The organism is Sulfitobacter brevis (genome assembly GCF_900112755.1).
In the GTDB taxonomy this organism is placed as follows: Bacteria; Pseudomonadota; Alphaproteobacteria; order Rhodobacterales; family Rhodobacteraceae; genus Sulfitobacter; species Sulfitobacter brevis.
Window position 1 is genome coordinate 134,361 of the sequence record NZ_FOMW01000008.1, and the last position, 22,737, is coordinate 157,097.

Sequence of the window (22,737 nt, forward strand, 5' to 3'; positions counted from 1 at the left end):
TGAAGATGCGTTTTTTAATGGTTTTGGCGACAGGGGTGATGATCAGCCCTGTCGTCGCGGGTGCACAGGACGCCGAGACTTTGGCGGATGTGCGTCAGGAACTCACTGTGCTGAATGTCGAGGTGCAAAAGCTGCGCCGCGAATTGTCCACTACAGGCGGGGCGTCGGTAGAGATCGGGGCCGGTTCTGTGCTGGAGCGGGTCTATACGATGGAGAGCGAACTCCAACGTCTGACATCGAAAACCGAAGAGCTGGAAAACCGCGTCAACCGGGTGGTCGGCGATGGCACCAACCGTCTTGGCGATCTTAATTTCCGTCTCTGCGAGCTGGAGCCGGCCTGTGATATCGGTGCGCTCCCCGAAATGACACCGCTGGGCGGCGCGGGACAGACCGCGACTTCGGCACCGCTGGCGCCCCCCGTGACGGCGCCATCGGCACCCAGCACTACCCTTTCCAACCAGTCAGAGCTCGCAGTAAGCGAAGCTGCCGATTTCGAGCGGGCGCAGGCGGCGCTCGCATCCGGTGACTTTCGCACCGCCGCTGACCAGTTTGAGGCCTTCAACCAGACCTACCCCGGTGGTCCGCTAGCCGCCGAAGCCGAGTTGCGCCGTGGCGAGGCATTGTCCGGTTTGGGCGACACCCGCGAAGCAGCGCGTGCCTTTTTGGCAGGCTTCAGCAGCAATCCGACCGGTCCGATTGCACCGCAGACCCTGTTTGAGCTGGGCCGTGCGCTTGGCAAGCTCGATCAAACCCAAGAAGCCTGCGTGACCCTGTCCGAAGTCGGGCTGCGGTTCCCAGGCGATCCGGCCGCCCTTCAGGCCGAGACTGAGAAACTGACACTCGGCTGTTCGTAACCCCATGCCGCTGCGCCTCACTCAACAGGTTGCGGATGCCTTCTTGCCGCATCCGCCCGAGAGAGTGGGTGTGGCGGTGTCAGGCGGCGGCGATTCGATGGCGCTGCTGCATTTGATGCACCAGATGTGCAGCCTGCATAACATCACCCTACGGGCTGTCACGGTCGATCACGGGTTACGCGCCGGATCGGATGGCGAGGCGCAGATGGTGCACCGGTTTTGCGCAGGGCTGGGAATTTCCCATGACACCCTGCACTGGCAGGACTGGGACGGCACTGGCAATCTCCAGAACGCCGCGCGCGATGCCCGCTACCGGCTGATGTCGGAGTGGGCGCGCACCCATCGCATCGATACCATCGCTTTGGGCCATACCGCGGATGATCAGGCCGAGACCGTCCTGATGCGGCTGGCGCGACAGTCTGGCGTGGACGGTCTGGCGGCGATGGCCGCGCGCAAAACCCGCGCAGGCCTGACGTGGGTGCGCCCGTTACTGGGGGCCAGCCGCGAAGATTTGCGCGGCCACTTGCGCGACAGTGGCATCACTTGGGCCGAAGACCCCAGCAACGAAGACCTATCTTACGACCGCATCAAGGTGCGCAAAGCCTTGGAGGTGCTCGCCCCTTTAGGAATTGGCGTCCAGGGGCTGGCAGCGGTGGCAAGCAGCATGGCCGAGGCCCGCAGCGCACTTGATTGGCAGACCTTTACAGCGGCCCGCGACGCGGCGGTGGTCGATGCGGGCGCGGTGGTGATCTGCGAACGCAAGCTGCGCATCATGCCGGTGGAAATTCAACGCAGGCTCTTGGTCCATGCAATCGGGTGGATCAGCGGTGCCAAATATCCGCCCCGTCGCGGGGCCATTGCAAATCTGATGACCGCCCTACGAGACGGCCAAGCGGGAACGCTTGATGGCTGTCATGTTTGCCGTGCGCAGGGGAAGGTCTGGATTTTCCGTGAGTTGAACGCGGTGCGCGATGTCGCGGCGCCACACGATGCGCTTTGGGACGGGCGTTGGCGGGTGTCGCCAGCGGACGCGCAGGAAGACACCGAGGACACCACGCTGCGCGCCTTGGGGCCTGACGGGCTGCTGCAAGTGCCAGACTGGCGCGCGACAGGCCGCCCCCATGCGATGCTTTTATCGACCCCGGCAGTATGGAAGGGCGACCGGCTTGTCGCGGCCCCCCTTGCAGCTATGGGTCAGAAGTGGCATGCCCACGTCGATGGTGGCGAAGAAGCTTTCTTTGCTGCCCTGTTGTCGCATTGAACTAGGGCGTATGATGTCTATCTAATGGGCAGGGTGCGTCGGAGGGATGTGCTATCATGGTCAGCGCAATCTGTGCGCGACCCTCGCTGTTAGGAGAGTTTCTTTGGGAAACATGCGTAATCTCGCCTTTTGGGTTGTTCTGCTGGTGCTCATTGTAGCGCTGTTCAACCTGTTCAACGGATCAGGCGGCACGCTGCAAAGCAACGAGGTAAGCTACTCGGAATTCGTCGGTTCGGTTAAATCGGGGGATGTGCGCAATGTGACGCTTGATGGCGAACAGGTCCGCTTCCGCCGGGCCGATGGCACCGACTATGTGACGGTCAAGCCGGACGACGCCGAGATTACCTCTTTGCTGATCGACAATTCCGTGCCGATCAAGGTGCAGCCACAACAGCAATCGGGCTTCCAGACTTTCCTGATGTCGCTGCTGCCAATCATTCTGTTGATCGGGGTGTGGATCTATTTCATGAACCGCATGCAGGGCGGCGGCAAAGGCGGCGCGATGGGCTTTGGCAAATCCAAAGCCAAGATGCTGACCGAAAAGCAGGGTCGCGTGACCTTTGAAGATGTCGCTGGCATTGATGAGGCCAAAGAAGAGCTTGAAGAAATCGTTGAATTCCTGCGCAACCCGCAGAAATTCTCGCGCCTTGGCGGCAAGATCCCCAAAGGTGCTTTGCTCGTCGGCCCTCCCGGTACTGGGAAGACCTTGCTGGCCCGCGCGATTGCGGGAGAGGCGGGCGTGCCGTTTTTCACAATTTCGGGTTCCGACTTCGTTGAAATGTTCGTCGGTGTCGGTGCATCCCGTGTGCGCGACATGTTCGAGCAGGCCAAAAAGAATGCACCGTGCATTGTCTTTATCGATGAAATTGACGCCGTTGGTCGCCACCGTGGCGCCGGCTATGGCGGCGGTAACGACGAGCGTGAGCAGACCTTGAACCAGCTTCTGGTCGAGATGGACGGTTTTGAGGCCAACGAGGGTGTGATCATCCTTGCGGCGACCAACCGTCGTGATGTGCTTGACCCTGCCTTGCTACGTCCGGGTCGTTTTGACCGTCAGGTCACAGTACCGAACCCCGACATCAAAGGCCGCGAGAAGATCCTGCACGTACACGCGCGCAAAACACCGCTTGGCCCTGACGTTGATCTGCGCATCATCGCCCGTGGCACGCCCGGTTTCTCAGGTGCCGATTTGGCGAACCTTGTGAACGAAGCGGCTTTGACCGCTGCGCGCATCGGGCGTCGTTTCGTGACGATGATCGATTTCGAGCAGGCCAAGGACAAGGTCATGATGGGCCCCGAGCGGCGCTCGATGGTGATGACTGCCGAGCAGAAAGAAATGACCGCGTATCATGAGGCTGGCCACGCGCTGGTTGGCATGTCCCTACCGAAATGTGATCCGGTCTATAAAGCAACGATCATTCCACGCGGTGGTGCGCTGGGTATGGTGATGAGCCTGCCTGAAATGGACCGCCTCAATATGTTCAAGGACGAATGCCACCAGCGCTTGGCTATGACCATGGCGGGCAAGGCGGCAGAGATCCACAAATACGGCCCTGATTCCGTGTCAAACGGTCCTGCGGGCGATATCCAGCAGGCGTCAGCCTTGGCACGCGCAATGGTGCTGCGCTGGGGCATGTCGGATAAGGTTGGTAATATCGATTATTCCGAAGCCGCAGAAGGCTATCAGGGTAATACGGCGGGTTTCTCGGTCTCGGCCAACACCAAGGAACTGGTGGAAAAGGAGGTCCAGAAGTTCATTCAGGACGGTTATGACCATGCGATGCAGATCATTACTGAAAAGGAAGTCGAGTTCGAGCGTCTGGCCCAAGGCCTGCTGGAATACGAGACCCTGACCGGCGATGAGATCAAGCGCGTGATCAACGGCCTGCCACCGACCGACGATAAGGACGAAAGCGGTCCGGACGAGGGCAACGCGCCCAGCGTCACAGCGATCCCCAAGGCCAAGGGTAAAAAGACCCCGCCAGCCGGCGATTTGGAGCCTGAACCTTCGGTTTGAGTCCGGACAGCGTTAGCAAACTAGAACACCAAGGCCTTGCTTTTGCGGGGCCTTGTGCGTTTAGGAGTGCGCGAGTTTCGTTGCTGCACTTGCAAGCGGATGCGGGATTGGCCATCTTCTGCCAGCGTGAGCGCACCACGGTTTGAACAGTATACAGGAATGGACATGGCCGAGCTTAGACCGACAGATTTTGTAGCCACGATACGCTGGCTTGGCACGGTCCCCCAAGACAGGCGCAACATCCGCTCGATATCGGTTCAGTCGCTGACCGCCACTTTCGCAGGGATCGTGGGGGATTATCATGGCGGGCTAACGCGCGGCGCTTGTGTGCGGGTGAAAGAGCAACATCCCCGAGGTACCGAAATCCGCAATACGCGGCAGCTTTCCATCCTGTCAGTCGAAGAGATTGCCGAGATTGCCGCGGAGATGGGGGTGGATGACCTCGATCCGGCGCTGCTTGGGGTGTCGATCGTGGTGGAGGGGATACCGGATTTCACCCATCTGCCGCCTGCTTCACGCTTGCAAACCATGAGTGGCACAACACTTGTTGTGGACGTCGAGAACGGCCCCTGCACGCGAAATAGAAACCGTGGCACCGGGGCAGGGAAAACTCTTCAAACCCGCCGCACGCGGCAAGCGTGGCGTGACGGGGTGGATCGAGCGCGAAGGGCAACTTGCCGTGGGCGATACTTTGCGGCTGCATGTGCCGAACCAGCGGGTCTGGGCGCACCTTTAAGGGACAACGGTTTCCGAAAAGAAACCGCAGCACCGCCCGCCGCCGCATCGGGTGGTGGATATGTCGGAAATGCCATGTCGCCTATGAGCCCCTCCCCTGTATGAGGGGCACAACGACATCGCCCAAGGCGGCAACAGGGGAACTGACATGGCTTTCAAGACCGACATCGAAATCGCACGCGAAGCGAAAAAACGCCCTATCCAAGAGATCGGTGAAAAGCTGGGCATCTCTAGCGCCGACCTGCTGCCCTACGGCCATGACAAGGCAAAGGTCAGCCAGACCTTTATCGACAGCGTTCAGGGCAATCCGAACGGCAAACTAATCCTTGTGACCGCGATCAACCCGACGCCTGCGGGCGAAGGCAAGACCACTACAACCGTGGGTCTGGGCGATGGTCTGAACCGGATTGGCAAGAAGGCAGCGGTCTGCATCCGCGAAGCCTCGCTTGGTCCGAACTTTGGTATGAAGGGCGGGGCCGCCGGCGGTGGATATGCTCAGATCGTGCCGATGGAAGAGATGAACCTGCATTTCACCGGTGACTTCCACGCTATCACCAGCGCACACAACCTGCTGTCGGCGATGATCGACAACCACATCTATTGGGGCAATGCGCTTGAGATCGACACCCGTCGCGTGGTGTGGCGTCGCGCGCTCGATATGAACGATCGTGCCTTGCGGACCATCACAGCGAGCCTTGGAGGGGTTGCCAACGGTTTCCCGCGTGAGGCTGGTTTTGATATCACTGTGGCCTCCGAGGTCATGGCGATCTTGTGTCTGGCGACAAACCTCAAAGACCTTGAGAAGCGCTTGGGCGATATGATCGTGGCCTACACCCGCGAGCGCAAACCGATCTATGCGCGCGACATCAAGGCCGACGGTGCAATGACTGTGCTGTTGAAGGACGCGATGCAGCCCAACCTCGTGCAGACGCTGGAGAACAATCCGGCCTTCGTGCACGGCGGCCCGTTTGCGAATATCGCGCATGGCTGTAACTCGGTCATTGCCACAACAACCGCACTGAAGCTGGCGGATTATGTGGTGACCGAAGCGGGTTTCGGTGCCGACCTTGGCGCCGAGAAGTTCATGAACATCAAGTGTCGTAAGGCCGGTTTGGCGCCTTCCTGCGTAGTGGTTGTGGCGACTGTGCGCGCAATGAAGATGAACGGCGGCGTGGCTAAGGCTGATCTCGGTGCCGAGAATGTCGATGCGGTCAAAAGCGGGTGTGCGAACCTTGGGCGTCACATCGAAAACGTCAAAAGCTTTGGTGTGCCGGTGGTCGTGGCGATCAACCACTTTGTCACTGACACAGATGCCGAGGTGCAGGCCGTTAAGGAATACGTGAAGGATCAAGGCTCCGAGGCCATCCTGTCCCGGCATTGGGAATTGGGCTCCGAAGGTTCTGCCGAACTGGCAACCCGCGTGGCCGAGATTGCCGATGGTGATTCAGCGAACTTTGCGCCGATCTATCCCGACGAAATGCCGTTGTTCCAAAAGATCGAGACTATCGCCAAGCGTATCTATCGTGCGGACGAGGTTTTGGCCGACACAAAAATTCGCAACCAGTTGAAAGAATGGGAAGAGCAGGGCTATGGCCATCTGCCGGTCTGCATGGCCAAGACGCAGTACAGCTTCACCACGGATCCTGAACGCCGCGGCGCCCCTACGGGATTCTCTGTGCCGGTGCGTGAGGTTCGCCTTTCTGCTGGGGCCGGTTTCGTCGTGGTAATCTGTGGTGAGATCATGACCATGCCGGGCCTGCCACGGGTGCCATCAGCCGAGAATATCCGGTTGAATGCAGACGGTGACGTCGAAGGTTTGTTCTAGTAAGTCGGGTGGTGCGGCGCGCGGCGGTGCCGACGCCCCGCCCACCCCCCCTCTGCCTCCGGCGGGGATATTTTAGCCAGAAAGAGACAGGGATCCTTACGATATGTCAGCGACGGTAATCGACGGTAGAGCTTTTGCAGCGAAAGTGCGCGAGCAGGTGGGCGAACATGTCACGCGCCTGAAAGAAGCGCATGGCATTACGCCGGGCCTGGCTGTTGTGTTGGTCGGGGAGGATCCAGCGTCAGAGGTTTATGTGCGATCCAAGGGTAAGATGACCTTGGAAGTGGGGATGAAGTCTGTCGAGCATAAGTTGAGCGCGCAAACGGGGCAGCAGGAATTGCTCGATCTGATTGACGCCCTGAATAATGATCCTGAAATCCACGGAATTCTGGTGCAGTTGCCTTTGCCGGATCATCTGGACGAGGATCTGGTGATCAATTCGATTGCGCCTGCGAAGGATGTGGACGGCTTTCATGTATCTAACGTGGGGCTGTTGGGCACCGGCCAGAAGAGTATGGTGCCTTGTACGCCGCTGGGCTGTCTGATGATGTTGCGTGCCCATCACGGGTCGTTGTCCGGCATGAATGCGGTCGTAATCGGGCGGTCGAATATCGTCGGCAAGCCGATGGCGCAATTGCTGCTGGGGGATAGCTGTACTGTGACGATTGCCCATTCGCGGACTAAAGATTTGCCTGAGGTGGTGCGCCGGGCCGATATTGTCGTGGCCGCCGTTGGGCGCCCCGAGATGGTGCCGGGTGATTGGATCAAACCGGGCGCGACAGTGATTGATGTGGGCATCAACCGCATTGAGCGAGACGGAAAGAAAAAGCTGGTCGGCGATGCCGATTATGACAGTTGTGCTGCTGTGGCAGGGGCGATTACGCCGGTGCCGGGCGGTGTAGGGCCGATGACCATTGCTTGCCTGTTGGCCAATACCGTGACGGCCTGCTGTCGGGCGAACGGGTTGGAGGAGCCGGAGGGGCTGACGGCCTGATCGTCAGCCAAGGGGTACCGGAATCATGGTGCCTTGCAGCAGAGCGATAAGCGTCTCTTGCTGGCCGTTTATCGCATGAACCTCGGCGGTGACGACGCTGAGACGTCTGCCCGCTTTCACGACCTTGCCCGTCGCGATCAAATGGTCGCCACGGGCAGGGGCGAGCAGGTTTAATTTGATCTCCGCCGTGACGACCTCCTGATCCAATGGCAGCAGGGTAAGTGCGGCGAAACCGGCGGCGGAATCGCCGATGGAAAAGGTCAGTCCCGCGTGACCGAAACCCTGTTGTTGTAGGGTTGTCGGCAGGATTGGCGCCTTGATGCGGATATGCCCCTCGGCCACTTCGATCAATGATGCGCCCAGCGTTTTCATCATGCTTTGCGCGTCAAAGCTGCGGTGGATGCGATCGATAGCCGGTTGGATCATGAGGATACTTTTCTAAACAGGGGAATCGCGATGGGTGTGGCACCTGTCAGGATTGCGCAGGTTGCCGGCAGCATCAAGGCTTCGAGCACAGGTGATGTGCTGCATAATCCGCCAGTATATGTGCCGTAGGCGGGCATGATCATCCGGTCGCTGTCCACCAGAAACGCGGGGCGCGATATCCGGCGTCCGCCAAGCTGGACCGAAGCTTTAGGATGATAATGGCCGGAGATTTCGGCGCGGGCATTTTTCTGGGCAATATGGCGAAATGTCAGCGGCGCGAGATTTAATTCGCGCAAATGTGTGCCGCCAAGCTCGACCGGACCAGGGTCATGGTTGCCCTCAATCCAAATCCAGCGACGTCCGGCTTGCAGGCGTGCGAGCCACGAACGCTCGGCTTCGGGCAGGGCGAGCGCGGCATTGAGATCGTCGAAACTGTCGCCGAGGCAGACCACGATATCCGGCTCGGTGAGCGCGATGTCTGCCGCGAGCCGAGTCAGCGTATCGCGGGTTTCATACGGCGGCAGTGTAGCCCCACCGCGCCGCGCGATGCGTTCGGATTTTCCCAAGTGCAGGTCACTGACGCAGAGCAGGCTCTGCGCGGCCCAATAAAGTGCACCGCTCCCTAGGGCGGTGAAATGGGTGGACGCGAATGAGAATTGATATCCGTTCATCCTTTGTTCATGTTTCAAAAGGCATGATTTGGCAAGGGGGCTTAGGGCTTGGCGCGCCAGTGCGGCTTGTCGGATGGCGGTGGGGTGATCTGAGCCAGACCGGAAGCTTCCATCAGGCGGGCGGCCTCTTCGGCGAGCAAGCGCTCTTCGGCCTGACCTTTAACAGGGACGCGGCCCATTTCGAGGAACAGCGGGGCGGCAAGCGGGGTGACACGGGGCAGAACACGGTGATCAATGCGGCCGTCAATGCGGGTGATCATCTCTTCGATGCGGCCAAAATCGACGAGACCGCGCAGGGCTTCTTCGCGGGTAATCTCCAGCATTAAATGGTCGGGGTCGTAGCGAAGAAGAGTATCGTAGAGGATGTCGCTCGAAAACGTCGCCTGCCGTCCGGATTTGCGGGCGCTGGGGGTGTTCCGCTCGATCAGCCCTGCGATCGTTGCGGAGGCGCGAAAGGTGCGTTTCATTACTGCGTTGCCCGCCAGCCAAGTGTCCAAACCGTCCTGCAGGGCGCCAAGATCAAAGAGCGGCGCGGGATCGGTGATCGGATCGAGCCCCCAGATCAGGGTGGCATAATCGGTGGAGACAAAACCAAGTGGATGCAGGCCCAGCTCCTCCATGCGCTTGGTCAGAAGAAGCCCGAGCGTTTGCATCCCATTGCGTCCGGCAAAGCCATAGATGACGGTTTGCGCCCGCCCGTCATGTGGAAAGCTCTCGATCAGCAAGCGGCCAGGCTGCGGCAACTCGCTGACCTCGCGTTGCAAGTGAAGCCATTGGGCGGTGTGGTCAGGCAATTCGGGCCAACTGGGGGCCGTAAACATCTGTTGCACGCGGGCGGAGAGTTGGGTCGAGGTGGCAAATTTGGTGCCCATGAAGGTCGCGATCTTGGGCTTCTTCGCGGAATCGCGGCTGACCTCGACGGTCATCTCGCGCAGGCCTTCATATTTGACGATTTGGCCGCCGATCAAGAAGGTATCACCAGGCGTCAGAGAGGCGGCAAAGCCCTCTTCGATCTCGCCCAGAGGTTTGCCACCACGATTGCGCCGCATCCTCACTTTGAGGGTGTCGGTATCCTGAATGGTGCCAATGTTCATCCGGATGCGCTGCGCCGCGCGGGGGTCGCGCAATTGCCAAAGGCCGTCGGGGCGCTGAAGCAGGCGTTGCCAGCGGTCGTAGGCGCGCAGCGCATAGCCACCAGTGGCCGCGAAATCGAGGCAGGCATCGAAATCGGGGCGCGACAGGGCGGCGTAGGCTCCGGCAGAAGTGACTTCTCGGTAGAGCGCATCTGCGTCAAACGGGCCCGCCGCAGCAGCGATTAGAATGTGCTGGCACAGGACGTCACGCGGACCGGGGCCGCGCGGTTCTCCATCCAGCGCGCCTTCGAGGACGGCCTCAAGCGCTGCCACACATTCGACGACTTCGAACCTGTTTGCGGGGACCAAAAGGGCTTTTGACGGGGCGTTGTAGCGGTGGTTGGCGCGGCCAATCCGCTGGACCAACCGTTTGACATTTTTCGGCGCACCGATCTGGATGACAAGATCGACATCGCCCCAATCGATCCCGAGATCGAGCGAACCGGTGCAGACGATGGCGCGAAGGTCGCCCCGCACCATCGCGGCTTCGACCCTTTCACGCTGGGTACGATCCAGCGAGCCGTGATGGATGCCGATCGGAAGATGATCGTCGTTGGCGAGCCATAGGTTGTGAAAAAATATTTCCGCTTGGGCGCGGGTGTTGTGAAAGATCAGCGTGGTTTTATGTTGGCGAATTTGGTCGAGCACGGCGGGGATGGCATAGGCGGCGCCGCCGCCGGACCAAGGTGGCGCTTCGGTGGTGGTCAGCATCGAGATATCCGGCGCGGGGCCGGGATCAGCGAGCAGAACTTCGCACGGATCGGGGTGGCGCGCCATGTAATGGGCGATGGCGGCGGGGTCTTCGACCGTGGCGGAAAGGCCCACGCGTTTGAGAGCGGGGCAGAGGGTTTGCAGGCGGGCGAGTGCGAGCATCATCTGGTCGCCGCGCTTGGATTCGGCCAGCGCATGAATTTCGTCGATCACCACGCGTTTGAGGTTTTTGAACATATGCGCGGCGTCGGGATAACTGACCAGCAGAGCAAGGCTTTCTGGAGTGGTCAGAAAGATGTTTGGCGGATCGGCGCGCTGACGCTTTCGGCGGCTTTGCGGGGTGTCACCGGTACGCTCATCAATCGTGATCGGCAGGTGCATTTCCTTAACCGGCGTGGTCAGGTTGCGCTTGATATCTGCGGCCAAGGCCTTGAGCGGCGAGATATAAAGTGTGTGCATGCCCTCATGCCCGCCTTCGGCGAGATCGAGCAGGGTAGGCAGGAAGCCCGACAGCGTTTTGCCGCCGCCGGTAGGGGCGATGAGCAACAGGGCAGGCGCATCGGCGCGGTCCAGCATGGCCTGCTGGTGCGGGTGGATCGACCAGCCTTTGGTGGCAAACCAGTTGTTAAATTTAGGGGGTAAGGCGCGCATATCAGGGAAGGTAGCATGGCTTCGACCCTGCGCCAGCCCCCCGACCCCCGGAGTTTAATCGGCTAACTGAACAGGGCCCTAGTTTCGGGACGTGAGCGCGCGGATCCGGGCTTGGACAGTTTCGGGCAGAGTGGTGTCTGCACCTTCGGGCGCGGCATCAAGCGCGCTTTGCACGTCCTTAACCAAGATGCCGATGCTATTGTCGGGTGCATGGCCGTGTTTGGCAAATTCGATTTCGTTAAAGCCGGAGGCGAGCCAGTTTTGCCCCGAAGATGTGTGGATCAGGTCGAGCAGCTTGTTGCTGTCCAATCCGGCGTCATCTGCCCAGTCGAGCACCAGCCGTGTCATCGCGGTGTGGGAGGCGGCCAGCAAGTTGTTGAGGACCTTGGCTTGCATGCCGTTGCCGAATTTACCCATATGGTGGAAATGTTTGCCCATCGCGTTGAAGAGCGGCTGTGCGGCGTCAAGCTCGGCTCGGTTCCCGCCAAGCATGAAGGAAAGGCTGGCATTTTGGGCGGCGTTTTGTGCGCCTGACATAGGGGCATCGATGAGCGAGACGTGAGGCGGGACACGGTCACGCAGGGCGCGAACATAGCGGGGGGATAGTGTGGAGCAGACTATGATCTGTTTGAGGTTGGGCGCCGTGGCGAAGCCCTGCGTTTCAAACAGCGCGGCGTCGGTTTGTTCTATGTCGCGAACGACAGCGATCAATATTTCGACGTGCGCGCGGAACGCGGCAGCATCGGAGGTGACACCTTCGTAAGGTGTCGACACCACATCAAAGCCGATTGCGTCGAAGCCAGCGGCGCGCAAAGCGTCCAGCATCGGGCCACCCATACGCCCGCAGCCCGCCACGCCGATCCGAGCCGTCACGGCAGGTGACAGTGTCATTTTACGATAACTTCATCTTTGACAAACATATTGGCCCAAGCACGGTCAATCAGGGCGGGGGACATCTGATAGGGGATGCCTTCAAAATCACAGATCGCGATCATCTGGTCGATTAGAAAGATTGGCTGATAGTTGGCGTAAACATTTTCGATGGTCGGGTATTTGACCTTGAGCAGATGCACCAACGAAGCCTCGTCGAGCGCCATTTTGCGCTTTCGGGCGACCATGGCAAAAATTTTCAGGAAGTTTTCCTGATTGGGGCCGTCGATTTTGATCTTGAAAAAGATCCGGCGCAGGGCCGCTTGGTCAAAGATCTCGTTCGGATGAAAGTTGGTGGAGAAAATCACCAGTGTATCGAAGGGAACTTCGAATTTTTCACCCGACTGCAATGCAAGAATGTCCTTGCCCTCTTCGAGCGGAACAATCCAGCGGTTAACGATGCTCTGCGGCGGTTCTTTCTGGCGACCAAGGTCGTCAACGATGAAAATGCCACCGGTTGATTTGAGCTGGAGCGGCGCCTGATAGGTGCGTGCTGTCGGGTTATACACCAGGTCAAGCATGTCGATTGTCAGTTCACCGCCCGTGATAACTGTGGGTCGTTCGCAACAGACATAACGGCCATCATACCGGGTGACGCGCCGCAGCGAGGTCGGGTCCTGCTCCGCTTCTTTGGCGATCACATGCACGATCGGGTCGAAAACCGTGATCACCTGACTGGCGTATTCAATGGCGCGGGGCACGTAGACCTGATCGCCGAGCGCGTCGCGGATACCGTTGGAGATGGAGGATTTCCCGTTTCCGGGAGGGCCGTACATCAGGATCGAGCGGCCCGCAGAGACCGCGGGGCCGAGATGATCCAGCAGGCTGTCGGGCAGGACCAGATGACCCATCGCGCCGGTGAGCTGGCTGCGGGTGATCTGGAGGTTTCGCACAGATTGCCGCGCGACCTGTTCGCGGTAGACATCAAGCGGGACCGGCATCGCGCCGAAATATTCCGACTGGGCCAGCGCATCGAGGGCACGCGCCTTGCCAGCGTCGGTCAGCTGATAACCCATTTCATTGCCGTTATTGGCGTTCAATGTGCCTGTTGCTTCCAACAAACGCTGAGTGCGCGCCATATCCACCAGCTCTTGCGTCACCGGAACCGGCAGGCAGATCGCCTTGGCCAAGTCACTGACCAGATCAACGTTTTTGCGGAAGATCGTTTTGAGCAAAATATCCCGCATCATGACGATGGGGAGCTTCATATCCTCAAGCCGCTTTGGTGGCGGCGGGGCCACTACCGAGGTTGGCTGCATGTTCATAGAGCAACTCCTAAAGCCGGGGGGCGGGCAAGCGTCACCCTGCACCATGAGGGTTGAAGATGGCGTGAATATGGAAATTCAGTTTCCAAATTGCACCGCTAGAATAAGGTAAATCGCCAGTGTCGGGCCAAGCGCGAGGCCCATGGGGAATTTCTTGGTCTGTGCCCAGCTTTCCCAATGTGGCGCGAGCTGGCGTAGTGGTGTGCGTTTGATGCCGCGATGGGCAATGGCCGCGGCGAGAAGCACGGCGGTAAACAATGCGAGGACAAACCGCAGATCCCCGATTGGGATATAGGGCGCGGCGGCGGCAGCAAATTTGGCGTCACCAGCGCCAAGTGCGCCCGCGAAATTAAGCACCATTCCCACAACCAAGACGATAACCAGCCCCGAGAGCCGCCACAGATATGTCTCGAAAGGCAAAATGAACACGCCGAGCACGATAAAAACCAACGCCAGCGCCACGACAGCCTGATTGGTAATCCGCATCTGCGCCATGTCGGTGAACGCAACGTAGAGACAGATTGGCAGAACAAAGGGCAGAAACCATAGAGCAGTTGCGGCAGAGAGTGCCATCGCCCTAGCCGTTGCTGTTTTCAAGCGCTCGAAGCGAACGGACGGCGGCTTCGAAGTGCTGGGGATGGGTATCAATCGCTTCCTGCAACAAAGTTTTGCCGGTTTCGACATCACCCTGTTTGATCGCGCTCAATGCCATTGTGTGCAGCAGCTGCGCCCGCTCGGTCTGGTCCATCGGAATGACTGGCAGGGTGTAATCGCGCTGTGCCGAACGGGCGAGCACGAGGTTATTCTTGGCGGTAAACAGTGTGGTGTCTTGCCGGATCGCGTCAGAGAATAACACTTCGGCATTCTTATAGTCGCCACGTGTCAGTTTGGAATAGCCCCAGTTGTTCATTACCGAAGCGGGCGTAGTGGTCAGCCCGACGGCGGTTTCGTAAAAACTGTCGGCCTTGGTCCATTCTTGTTTGCTGTCCGCGACCAGCGCCTCAAGACGGTAACGCGCGAAGGTCTCGTGGGTGGGGGGCACGCCGTTCAAAACTTTCTCCGCTTTGATCCAATCGCCGGATCTGATCAGCGCATCGGCGTATTCGATGTGATCATCGGGGGTCGCTTTGGGCATCTTCGTGACTTTTTGCCACTCGATCGCGCCTTCGGTGACGCGTTTAGCGCGCACGAGAGACAGGGCCAAACCACGCTGGTGATCAATGCGGGTAGGGTCCTCGGCGAGCGAGCGGGTGAAGTAGGAGACCGCTTCGTTTGGGTCTGCCACCGTCAACATCACGTCGGAAAGATTGGCGTCGTTTACGACGTTCACGTCCTTGAAGGCACGTTGAACCGTTGCGTTGCCATTTTTTTCACCGCAGCCTGCCAAAGCGGTGACGCTTGCAATGCAAGCGGCCAGAATAACGGGGTGGCGCATTTTTGCGTCCTCTTTACTGCTCTGCCTCGATTTGGTGTCGTTCGCAGGCGTGAAGGCAGATCAGAGATTAGAGCTGATCAGGTAGTCGCCCGTGCCGCGCCGCACCAATTTATAATTCTCTTCTTCTACATCGGTGATAACAGAATTTTCTAATTTTGCGAGTGCTAAGCGAAGATTGTCACGGATTGCGTCACTTTCGCCATTATCCAATGCATAGGCTTTTCGGAAAATGTGCACCGCTTCGGGTGTTTTTCCGCTTTCCATCAACACAACGCCGAGGTTGTTCCATGTCTCGGGTTGGGTTTCATCCGCTTTTACGGCACGGCGCAACAGTGTTTCGGCTTGGCCCAAGCGGCCGAGCCCCAGATTTGCACTGCCCAAACCCGACAGGATTTCAGAGTCGATGCCTTGGGCGAGGGCGGCGCGGTTGAAAGATTTGATCGCAAGCTCGAACTGGCCCGCGGCCATCAGACGGTGACCGACTTCGATGCCATCCACAGCTTCGGCGCGCTGGTTCACGCCAGGAGCGTAGGGGTTGTCATTACCGCGCGTGGAAAAACCGCCTTTGGAACAGGCGGTTAATCCGAAAATCGATACGAGGCTCAGAGCGCAAAGAAGACTGCGCCTGATGGCTGGTTTCATTACTGACCTGGTCCTGTCATATTGCCCAACTGCGTGATGCCATGCGCCGAAGGACCAACGAGAATGATGAGCAACGGCGGCACCGTCAGCATCATTGTGGCGAGGGTCATCTTGGTTGGCAACTTGTTTGCGGCTTCTTCGGCTTTCATCACACGTTTATCACGCATTTCGGCCGCATATACCCGCAGCGCGTCGGAGATAGAGGTACCAAAAGCAGCCGACTGCACCAGAACGGTCACGAAGGACGATACGTCCTGCACGCCGCAGCGTTCGCCCATGTCATTCAAGACCGAAACCTTGTCTTTACCAGCCTTCATCTCATAGGCGACGACTTCGAATTCGTCGGCCAATGCTTTGTAGGAGGCACGCAGCTCGCGGGCGACACGGACAATGCATTGATCCAAAGACTGTCCCGCTTCGACGCAGACCAACATCATATCAAGTGCATCAGGAAAGCCGCTCTCGATCTGCTTTTTGCGTTCGCCAACGCGTCGAGTGACCCAATATTTCGGCAGGTAGTATCCGATCGCACCCGGCCCGATGGTCCACATGATTGTTTTTTGCGTGCTCATGCCTTCGCCACCGCCAAGGAAGTTGGTATAGACGACCCCCAAGATCAAACCGATGATCGCCAGAGTAAACTGTGCGAAATAAAACATGCGCACGGCATCGCGGGACTGGTATCCGGCTTGCCGCAGCAGCAACTGCTTGGCAGAAAGTTCGGCAACGTCTTCGGGTTCAAGAAATTTTGCGAACTTTTGCAGCTGCTCGTTGCGGTCGGACTGGCGCAGCTGCGCCCGCTCGGTCGAGGAAGTAACTGTACTTGACCGTTTGAGCTTTGACAGCGGATCTTCGGGCTGGCGCAGCATCATCACAAGAGTAAAGGCGACCAAAGTCAGGCCCAGCACCCCCACGATAATGATGAGCCCCATTGGCCCGAGGATCGCGTCAAGTTGACCAGTAATTTGTGTTAGGGATTCCATCGTTAATGCTCCTTACACTTTGATGTCGGTGAGTACGCGCATCACCAGAAGGTTCACGGCAAGGAAAATACCGACGGCGAAACAGGCCGGGATGAACATCGGATTATCGCGCACTTCATCATAATAGTGCGGGTCGGCGACGTTGATCACGATTAGGGCGACGATTGGAAAAGCCGAGAGAAACTTGCCCGACCACTTCGCCTCGGCCGTGATAGCTTTGACACGGCGGAACAGACGGAAGCGTGCCCGGATCACCTTTGCCAGACCGGCCAGAATTTCAGCGAGGTTGCCTCCCGATTGCTGCTGGATGGTCACAGCAACCGCGAGAAAGCGCAAATCCTGCATGTCCAGGCGCTCGGCCATGTCTTTGAGGGCTTCACCCACATCGCGGCCATAGGCGCTTTCGTCGGCGATCACACCAAATTCTGAGGCGAGCGGATCCTGGATTTCTTTCGAAACAATAGAGATCGCGCTGCTAAACGGATGCCCGACTCGCAGGGACCGCACCATTAGCTCAACCGCATCGGGCAATTGCTCTTCGATCATGCCCATCCGTTTATTTGCCTTGGACGATACCCAGAAATAGACACCGCCAACGCCGATACCCACGGCCAGCAGGGCACGCACGGGTGGCTCAGTTTCGGTACCAATAGTCAGAGCCATAAAGGCCACGGCGGCGAGGCCACCCATGATCATGATCAACTGTTTCGGGCTGAAGGCGATCGCGGCTTTCTGCGCCTTTTCAGACAACAGCGAATAGAGCGGGATAGATTTCGCCGACATATGCTGCTGCATTTCCTTGCGCAGCTTGTCGAGAACCTCTTCGCGGCGGGCGCCTTTTTCCAGCATCTCAAGGCGGCGGTTGACGCGGCTGTTGAGGCTGATGGATTTGCCAAAGGCGACAAGGTATAGGCCTTCGACCAGCACCAGAACCCCGATGAAGATCAGACCGTAAATGATTGGTTCGGCGCTCATGGCACTTTTCCTTACTGGGCTGCGATGGGTTCGTAGATGGATGAAGGCAGATCATAGCCCCACATCTTGAACCGTTCGGCATAGTGGCTGCGGACACCTGTTGCGGTGAAATGTCCGATGATTTTGTTTTCCGGGGTCAAGCCGACACGCTGATACCGAAAGATTTCTTGCATGGAGATCACATCGCCTTCCATACCGGTGATTTCGGTAATCGAGGTCATGCGGCGCGAGCCGTCCTGTAAACGTGAAGCCTGCACGATCAGGTTCACAGCCGACGAAATCTGGCTACGGACCGCTTTGAGCGGCATCTCAATCCCGGCCATCGCGATCATGTTTTCCAGTCGTGACACACCATCGCGCGCCGAGTTGGCGTGGATCGTGGTCATTGATCCGTCATGGCCTGTGTTCATGGCCTGCAACATGTCGATAACTTCTTCACCACGGGTTTCGCCAACGATGATCCGGTCAGGACGCATTCGCAGAGCGTTTTTCAAACAATCGCGCGGACTGACTTCGCCCTTGCCTTCAACGTTGGGCGGACGGCTTTCCATCCGGCCCACATGTGTCTGCTGCAACTGGAGTTCGGCGGTGTCTTCGATGGTCAGGATACGTTCGGCGTTGTCGATAAACGACGACAGGGCGTTGAGCGTGGTGGTTTTACCTGAACCGGTACCGCCCGAGACGATGATATTCAGCCGGGTCGCCACGGCGGCCTGAAGATAGGCGGCCATCTCTTCGGTGAAAGCACCGAAACCAACCAGATCGTCGATGCCAAGTTTGTCTTTTTTGAATTTACGAATGGAAACGAGGCTGCCATCCACGGCCACCGGCGGCACCATCGCGTTAAATCGCGAGCCGTCTTTCAGGCGCGCATCCACGTAAGGATTGCTTTCATCCACGCGACGTCCCACGGCGGAGACGATTTTGTCGATGATCCGCAGCAGGTGCTTTTCGTCCTTAAAAGTGACATCCGTCAGCTCTAGCTTGCCTGAACGTTCCACAAAAATCTGCTGCGGGCCGTTGACCAGAATATCGTTAACGGTCTCGTCTTTAAGCAGCGTCTCCAATGGGCCAAGACCGGTGACCTCGTCATAAAGTTCGGAGTTGAGCGTCATGCGGTCTTCGCGGTTGAGAACGATGGCCTTTTCCTCAAGAATTTCGGCCGCGATATCGTTGATTTCCTGACGTAAATCCGCCTCGGTCGCATGTTCAAGCGCGGCGAGGTTGAGGTTGTCCAGCAGGGCGCGGTGAAGCTCCAGCTTGATTTCGCTCATCCGTTGCTTGCGTTTCACATCCTTATCAATTGGCGCGGCGGCAGCGGGTTGTAACGCCTTGCGCATCGATGCGGTATTGACGGGTGCTGCAGCCTGGATTGGCGTCACCTTGCTTGGCGCGCCCGGCTTGGAAGCAGGGGCGGCAGCATCTGTCTTTTTATATTTTGAAAACATCTTTGCGCTCTTTCGGTTCGGGGTCAGGCCGCTTTGGCCGTTACACCCTTGAGGTCGTGGATCGACGCTGCCAGCTTGGCAATTTCGCGCCGCAGCGGGCTTTTGGGGGCGGAGTTTGCCAGGGGGAGACCGTGGTCGTTCGCCTGCGTGATCGGCTTGCCGCCATCCGGCAATTGCACATCAATCGAAATGCTCAGTGATTCCGCCATCCGTTTGACGCGGCCTTTGGCATTTAGATCAGTGAATTTTGGGGCGCGGTTCAGCACATAGCGCAGCTTTTCAACCGGAAGCTCTTCGGATTGAAGGGCGCGTTTGAAACGCAGCGTGTTCTGTGCGGAGCGCATATCAAGTTCAAGCATCGCAAAATAGATATGCGCGTTGCTCAACACGGTTTCGGACCATTGCACCAGCGTCGAGGGCATGTCGACGATGACATAGTCAAACTGGTTGCGGGCCATATCCAGAATACGGTTTACGTCTTCTGCGGTGATCAGATCCAGCGGCAACATGTCAGGCGGCGCGGTCAATACGTGCAGCTTGTCTTCGTAAGTCAGCAGAGATTGACCAAAAATTTCTTCGTCCATGCCTTCGGTGTCGGAAAGCATCTGGTACACCACTTCGCGGCGCGGCAGATCAAGGAAAGTCGCAACGCTGCCGTACTGAAGGTCCAGATCCAGCAGGCAGACCGAGGGTGGGTCTTTCTTATCCGCGTTGGCGAGTTCCCAAGCGATATTAACCGCGAGTGTGGTTGCGCCGGTTCCGCCAGCGAGACCGTGTACCACGATCAGGGCACCATCTTTGCGCGCGCCAGCCTTGAGCTGCGGTGCCTGAACCGCCGCGGGCTCAGGTTCTGCTTCGGCTTTTCTGACGCGTTCGATTGCCTGGGCCAGTTCGCCGTTTGGCAGCGGATAGGGCACGAATTCATCAGCGCCCTGACGCAAAAGGGAATGTAGCGCCACTGGCGTCACGTCCTCGGCAATCAGGATCACCTTGATGTCACGCGCTTTTGCCTGGGTGATAATCTCGCCCATCAGCACAACGTTATCTTCGTCGGATTCATCCAGCGCAAGCGCGATGAATTCCAATGTCTCCGCTTCGGGTTGGCCAAAGAAAGCGAGGGCTTCTGCGAACCCTAAATCGCCCCAGCTTTCGCCCAGCACCTCTTCCATGTCTTCGATCAACAGATCAAAGTTCTGGACGTCGCGGCTGACGGTACAGGCCACGATTGGCGCTGTCTCTGGTTGTGGCATCGTACTGCTCATTGCCTTCATCCTTTAACGTTAAAGGGTTACCGAAACATTTGCGGAGGCACTTTGCGCCTCTCTTTGCATCTGATCGCGTCACCCATCCCCGACGATCCGTGGGGCACAGTTGTCCTATAACAGCGAATATCGCCGCCAACTGAGGCAGGATTGGGGCCGAAAAGCTTCGATTGTTAGGTATTTTGAAACGATCAGCTGTTTTGGTGCTGATTGACCCAGACCAAATTATGCAAAATGCCCTGTTCCCAGCCGGTTATCCGGGCGGGGCAGGGCACTGCGTGGTCTGAGGTTACTCTGAAACAGACCCGATGGCTGCCGAGGTCAATTGCGTCGGAGGAACCGCGCTGGCGACATAGTCGCGATAGATGATTTGAGCGTATTTTCCATCCAGAACAGTAGGATGGCGCTTCACGAAGCCACTGACTTCGGTCACGGTGCGGCGATTCTTGCGCTCGCGCCCTTGGGTCACGACCAGCGGCTGTGTTTCGCCGTAGGAAACCAAAGCTTCCAGCCTGTTGCGGCTGATGCCCAGTGTTGACAGATAGGAAACAACCGCATTGGCGCGGCGCAGGCCCAGATCGCGGTTATAGGCATTCGAGCCGACGGCATCGGTGTGGCCATAAACGCGGAACCGGATCTCGGGGAACTGGCGGATCCAGTCGGCCTGCTGGCGCAGGACATTCTGTGCCAGACCGTCAAGCTGATCAGAGTTGAATGCAAAGGTCACCACCGAAGTCACCTCGGTCGAGAACCGGTTCGCCATGCCGGCAGTGTATTCGCCAGTCATTACCAGACGGTTATTCAGCGTCGCATTGCCAAAATGGCCAGTATCGACAATCGCACCGGCTTCGCGGTGGAACTGGGTGTAGGTCGGATCGTGGCTGACGCACCCAATAAGAGTGGCAAGGCTCAGAGTCAGACAGGAAATCTTGAGTTTCGAGATCATCGCGCTTTTCATCGGATCAATCCAGTACATAGCCGTAGGACCCGCCAAAGTCCTGTTTGGCAACTTCACCAGCGGCCCCTTTGTTCGGGGTGCGCGCTCCTTCGGAGGTCCGACCGTAGAGGAACAAATCTTTCTCGGTCGGCGGTTTGATCCGGTCTGTCGGCAACGCAAGTGCATCGCCACGGGTCGGCGTGACCAGATGGGCGGTGATGATGATCACCAATTCGGTCTGGTTGCGCGAGTAGGCGGCAGAGCGGAACAAGGCGCCAAGGATTGGCACATCGCCAATCCACGGTAGCTGACTTGAATTGTCGGTAAATTCGTCGGTGAGCAGGCCGGCGATGGCAAAGCTCTCACCGTCGCGCATTTCGACGGTTGTCGATGTTTCGCGGCGGGTGAAGGCGGAGATTTCCACGCCGTTGCCCAATGCGATGCTGTTACTCGGGTCAATCGCCGACACAGCCGCCTTCAATTCGAGGTTGATGATGTCCTTGTCCACCACACGGGGGATAAACGACAGCTCGACACCGAAAGGTTTAAACTCGACGGAGATTTGATCAGAGGATTGTGCGACAGGGACGGGGTATTCGCCCCCTGCGAGAAACTTTGCTTCCTGCCCCGAAAGTGCAACGAGGTTGGGCTCTGCGAGGAAACGCACAACGCCTTTTTGTTCAAGAGCTTCGAGCAGAATGCCGACCTGTGTCGATCCGGCGTTGAAGCCAAAAAGAACAGCACCTGCATTCTGGTTATTGCCAGGGATATTGCCGCCGAGCGAGGTTGTTACACCGCCCGAACCGTTGGTTGTGCCGGTGCCGCCGTTAATTCCCGTGCCCCCGATGGAGCCGTTGAGAGCCAGCGAAGAGCTGAGCGATTTGGATACGTTACGCTGCATTTCAGCAAAACGTACCTTGAGCATGACCTGCTGAATGCCGCCAACGCTCATCAAATTGGATACCCGTTCAGGGGCGTAGCGCTCGGCCAGATCAAGAGCGCGCTGCAGGCGCTGGATCGACGAGACAATGCCGGAAAGTACGATGCCATCATTGGCCGTGCGCACTTCGATATTCTCGCCGGGCAGGATCTGCCGCAGGCGTTCTTTGAATTCCGAGACATCCGCCGCCACGCGAACATCGACGTTGGTGATCAACTGGCCGTTGGCATCCAGCAAGGTCAGTGTGGTCAGACCCGGCGATTTGCCAAGAACATAAATGGTGCGATCAGAGAGCGACGAGATGTCGGCAATGCCAGGGTTGGCAATGCTCAATTCCGCGAACGGAATGTCACTCTCGACAACCACAGCGCGGTTCATCGGCACATCAAGCGTGGCGTTGGTACCGCGCTTCACAATGCGTAGCGTATCCGCAAAAGCAGGGCTCGAACCCGTTATCGCCATTGGGATGGCGGTAAGCGTCAGCCCTAGGAGAGCTGCCTTCAGAAATCTATCGATTTTCATGTGACCTGCCTTTTTGATCACGCCTCGGAAGTGGGTCTTAGTGCCCGTCGTTTCAAACACTGTGGGGTAAATCGGTTTTTATTGCAAGAATCAAAGAGTTCACGGGGGTTCCGCATGTGG

General features: G+C 58.2%; 20 protein-coding genes. 6 read left to right on the forward strand and 14 right to left on the reverse strand.

The features are described 5' to 3' along the window. Nucleotides 1-5 precede the first annotated feature (5 nt). From ybgF to folD, 6 genes are all read left to right on the forward strand, one after another. Nucleotides 6-854, forward strand: a complete 849-nt coding sequence (gene ybgF, locus BM174_RS12415) for a tol-pal system protein YbgF (protein ID WP_093924260.1) — start codon at nt 6-8, stop codon at nt 852-854. A 4-nt stretch (nt 855-858) separates the two neighbouring features. Further along, on the forward strand, nt 859-2,115 hold the full coding sequence (tilS, locus tag BM174_RS12420; protein ID WP_093924179.1) for a tRNA lysidine(34) synthetase TilS: 1,257 nt from the start codon (nt 859-861) through the stop codon (nt 2,113-2,115). Between the two features lie 103 nt (nt 2,116-2,218). Next, nucleotides 2,219-4,132 (forward strand): ATP-dependent zinc metalloprotease FtsH, encoded by a 1,914-nt coding sequence (gene ftsH, locus BM174_RS12425; protein WP_093924180.1) that lies wholly within the window; start codon nt 2,219-2,221, stop codon nt 4,130-4,132. 165 nt (nt 4,133-4,297) lie between these two features. Beyond that, nucleotides 4,298-4,972 carry an MOSC domain-containing protein gene (locus tag BM174_RS12430; RefSeq protein WP_425442362.1) on the forward strand — a complete coding sequence of 225 codons (675 nt, stop codon included), beginning with the start codon at nt 4,298-4,300 and terminating at the stop codon, nt 4,970-4,972. Nucleotides 4,973-5,015: 43 nt separating this feature from the next. Continuing rightward, nucleotides 5,016-6,692 carry a formate--tetrahydrofolate ligase gene (locus tag BM174_RS12435; protein WP_093924181.1) on the forward strand — a complete coding sequence of 559 codons (1,677 nt, stop codon included), beginning with the start codon at nt 5,016-5,018 and terminating at the stop codon, nt 6,690-6,692. A gap of 103 nt (nt 6,693-6,795) precedes the next feature. Beyond that, nucleotides 6,796-7,686: a bifunctional methylenetetrahydrofolate dehydrogenase/methenyltetrahydrofolate cyclohydrolase FolD gene (gene folD / locus BM174_RS12440; RefSeq protein WP_093924182.1), complete on the forward strand. Its 891-nt coding sequence runs from the start codon at nt 6,796-6,798 to the stop codon at nt 7,684-7,686. 3 nt (nt 7,687-7,689) lie between these two features. On the opposite strand, the gene BM174_RS12445 is transcribed toward folD, so the two are convergent. The 14 genes from BM174_RS12445 to BM174_RS12510 form a co-directional block, all read right to left on the reverse strand. Beyond that, a complete protein-coding gene (locus BM174_RS12445; protein WP_093924183.1) occupies nt 7,690-8,112 on the reverse strand; it encodes a PaaI family thioesterase in 423 nt (140 codons plus the stop codon). Continuing rightward, a complete protein-coding gene (pdeM, locus tag BM174_RS12450) occupies nt 8,109-8,783 on the reverse strand; it encodes a ligase-associated DNA damage response endonuclease PdeM (protein ID WP_093924184.1) in 675 nt (224 codons plus the stop codon). Before pdeM ends, BM174_RS12445 begins: the two co-directional genes overlap by 4 nt. Nucleotides 8,784-8,824: 41 nt before the next feature. After that, a complete protein-coding gene (locus BM174_RS12455) occupies nt 8,825-11,278 on the reverse strand; it encodes a ligase-associated DNA damage response DEXH box helicase (RefSeq protein WP_093924185.1) in 2,454 nt (817 codons plus the stop codon). A 78-nt stretch (nt 11,279-11,356) separates the two neighbouring features. After that, on the reverse strand, nt 11,357-12,169 hold the full coding sequence (locus BM174_RS12460) for an NAD(P)-dependent oxidoreductase (protein WP_093924186.1): 813 nt from the start codon (nt 12,167-12,169) through the stop codon (nt 11,357-11,359). Then, nucleotides 12,166-13,473 (reverse strand): P-loop NTPase family protein, encoded by a 1,308-nt coding sequence (locus BM174_RS12465; RefSeq protein ID WP_093924187.1) that lies wholly within the window; start codon nt 13,471-13,473, stop codon nt 12,166-12,168. The genes BM174_RS12460 and BM174_RS12465 overlap by 4 nt, the downstream gene beginning before the upstream one ends. 78 nt (nt 13,474-13,551) lie before the next feature. Continuing rightward, nucleotides 13,552-14,046, reverse strand: a complete 495-nt coding sequence (locus BM174_RS12470) for a prepilin peptidase (RefSeq protein WP_093924188.1) — start codon at nt 14,044-14,046, stop codon at nt 13,552-13,554. A gap of 4 nt (nt 14,047-14,050) precedes the next feature. Next, complete coding sequence (locus BM174_RS12475; RefSeq protein ID WP_093924189.1) at nt 14,051-14,908, reverse strand: tetratricopeptide repeat protein; 858 nt, start codon at nt 14,906-14,908, stop codon at nt 14,051-14,053. A gap of 60 nt (nt 14,909-14,968) precedes the next feature. Next, nucleotides 14,969-15,550: a tetratricopeptide repeat protein gene (locus BM174_RS12480; protein ID WP_093924190.1), complete on the reverse strand. Its 582-nt coding sequence runs from the start codon at nt 15,548-15,550 to the stop codon at nt 14,969-14,971. Further along, complete coding sequence (locus BM174_RS12485) at nt 15,550-16,533, reverse strand: type II secretion system F family protein (RefSeq protein ID WP_177209474.1); 984 nt, start codon at nt 16,531-16,533, stop codon at nt 15,550-15,552. The genes BM174_RS12480 and BM174_RS12485 overlap by 1 nt, the downstream gene beginning before the upstream one ends. Nucleotides 16,534-16,545: 12 nt before the next feature. Then, entirely contained in the window at nt 16,546-17,508 is a 963-nt protein-coding gene (locus tag BM174_RS12490; protein WP_093924191.1) for a type II secretion system F family protein, read from the reverse strand. 11 nt (nt 17,509-17,519) lie between these two features. After that, entirely contained in the window at nt 17,520-18,956 is a 1,437-nt protein-coding gene (locus tag BM174_RS12495; RefSeq protein ID WP_093924192.1) for a TadA family conjugal transfer-associated ATPase, read from the reverse strand. Nucleotides 18,957-18,979: 23 nt separating this feature from the next. Then, complete coding sequence (locus tag BM174_RS12500) at nt 18,980-20,218, reverse strand: CpaE/TadZ family protein (protein ID WP_093924193.1); 1,239 nt, start codon at nt 20,216-20,218, stop codon at nt 18,980-18,982. Nucleotides 20,219-20,507: 289 nt separating this feature from the next. Then, complete coding sequence (locus BM174_RS12505; RefSeq protein ID WP_093924194.1) at nt 20,508-21,194, reverse strand: OmpA family protein; 687 nt, start codon at nt 21,192-21,194, stop codon at nt 20,508-20,510. Further along, nucleotides 21,181-22,617 carry a type II and III secretion system protein family protein gene (locus BM174_RS12510; RefSeq protein ID WP_093924195.1) on the reverse strand — a complete coding sequence of 479 codons (1,437 nt, stop codon included), beginning with the start codon at nt 22,615-22,617 and terminating at the stop codon, nt 21,181-21,183. The genes BM174_RS12505 and BM174_RS12510 overlap by 14 nt, the downstream gene beginning before the upstream one ends. Between the last annotated feature and the right edge of the window lie 120 nt (nt 22,618-22,737).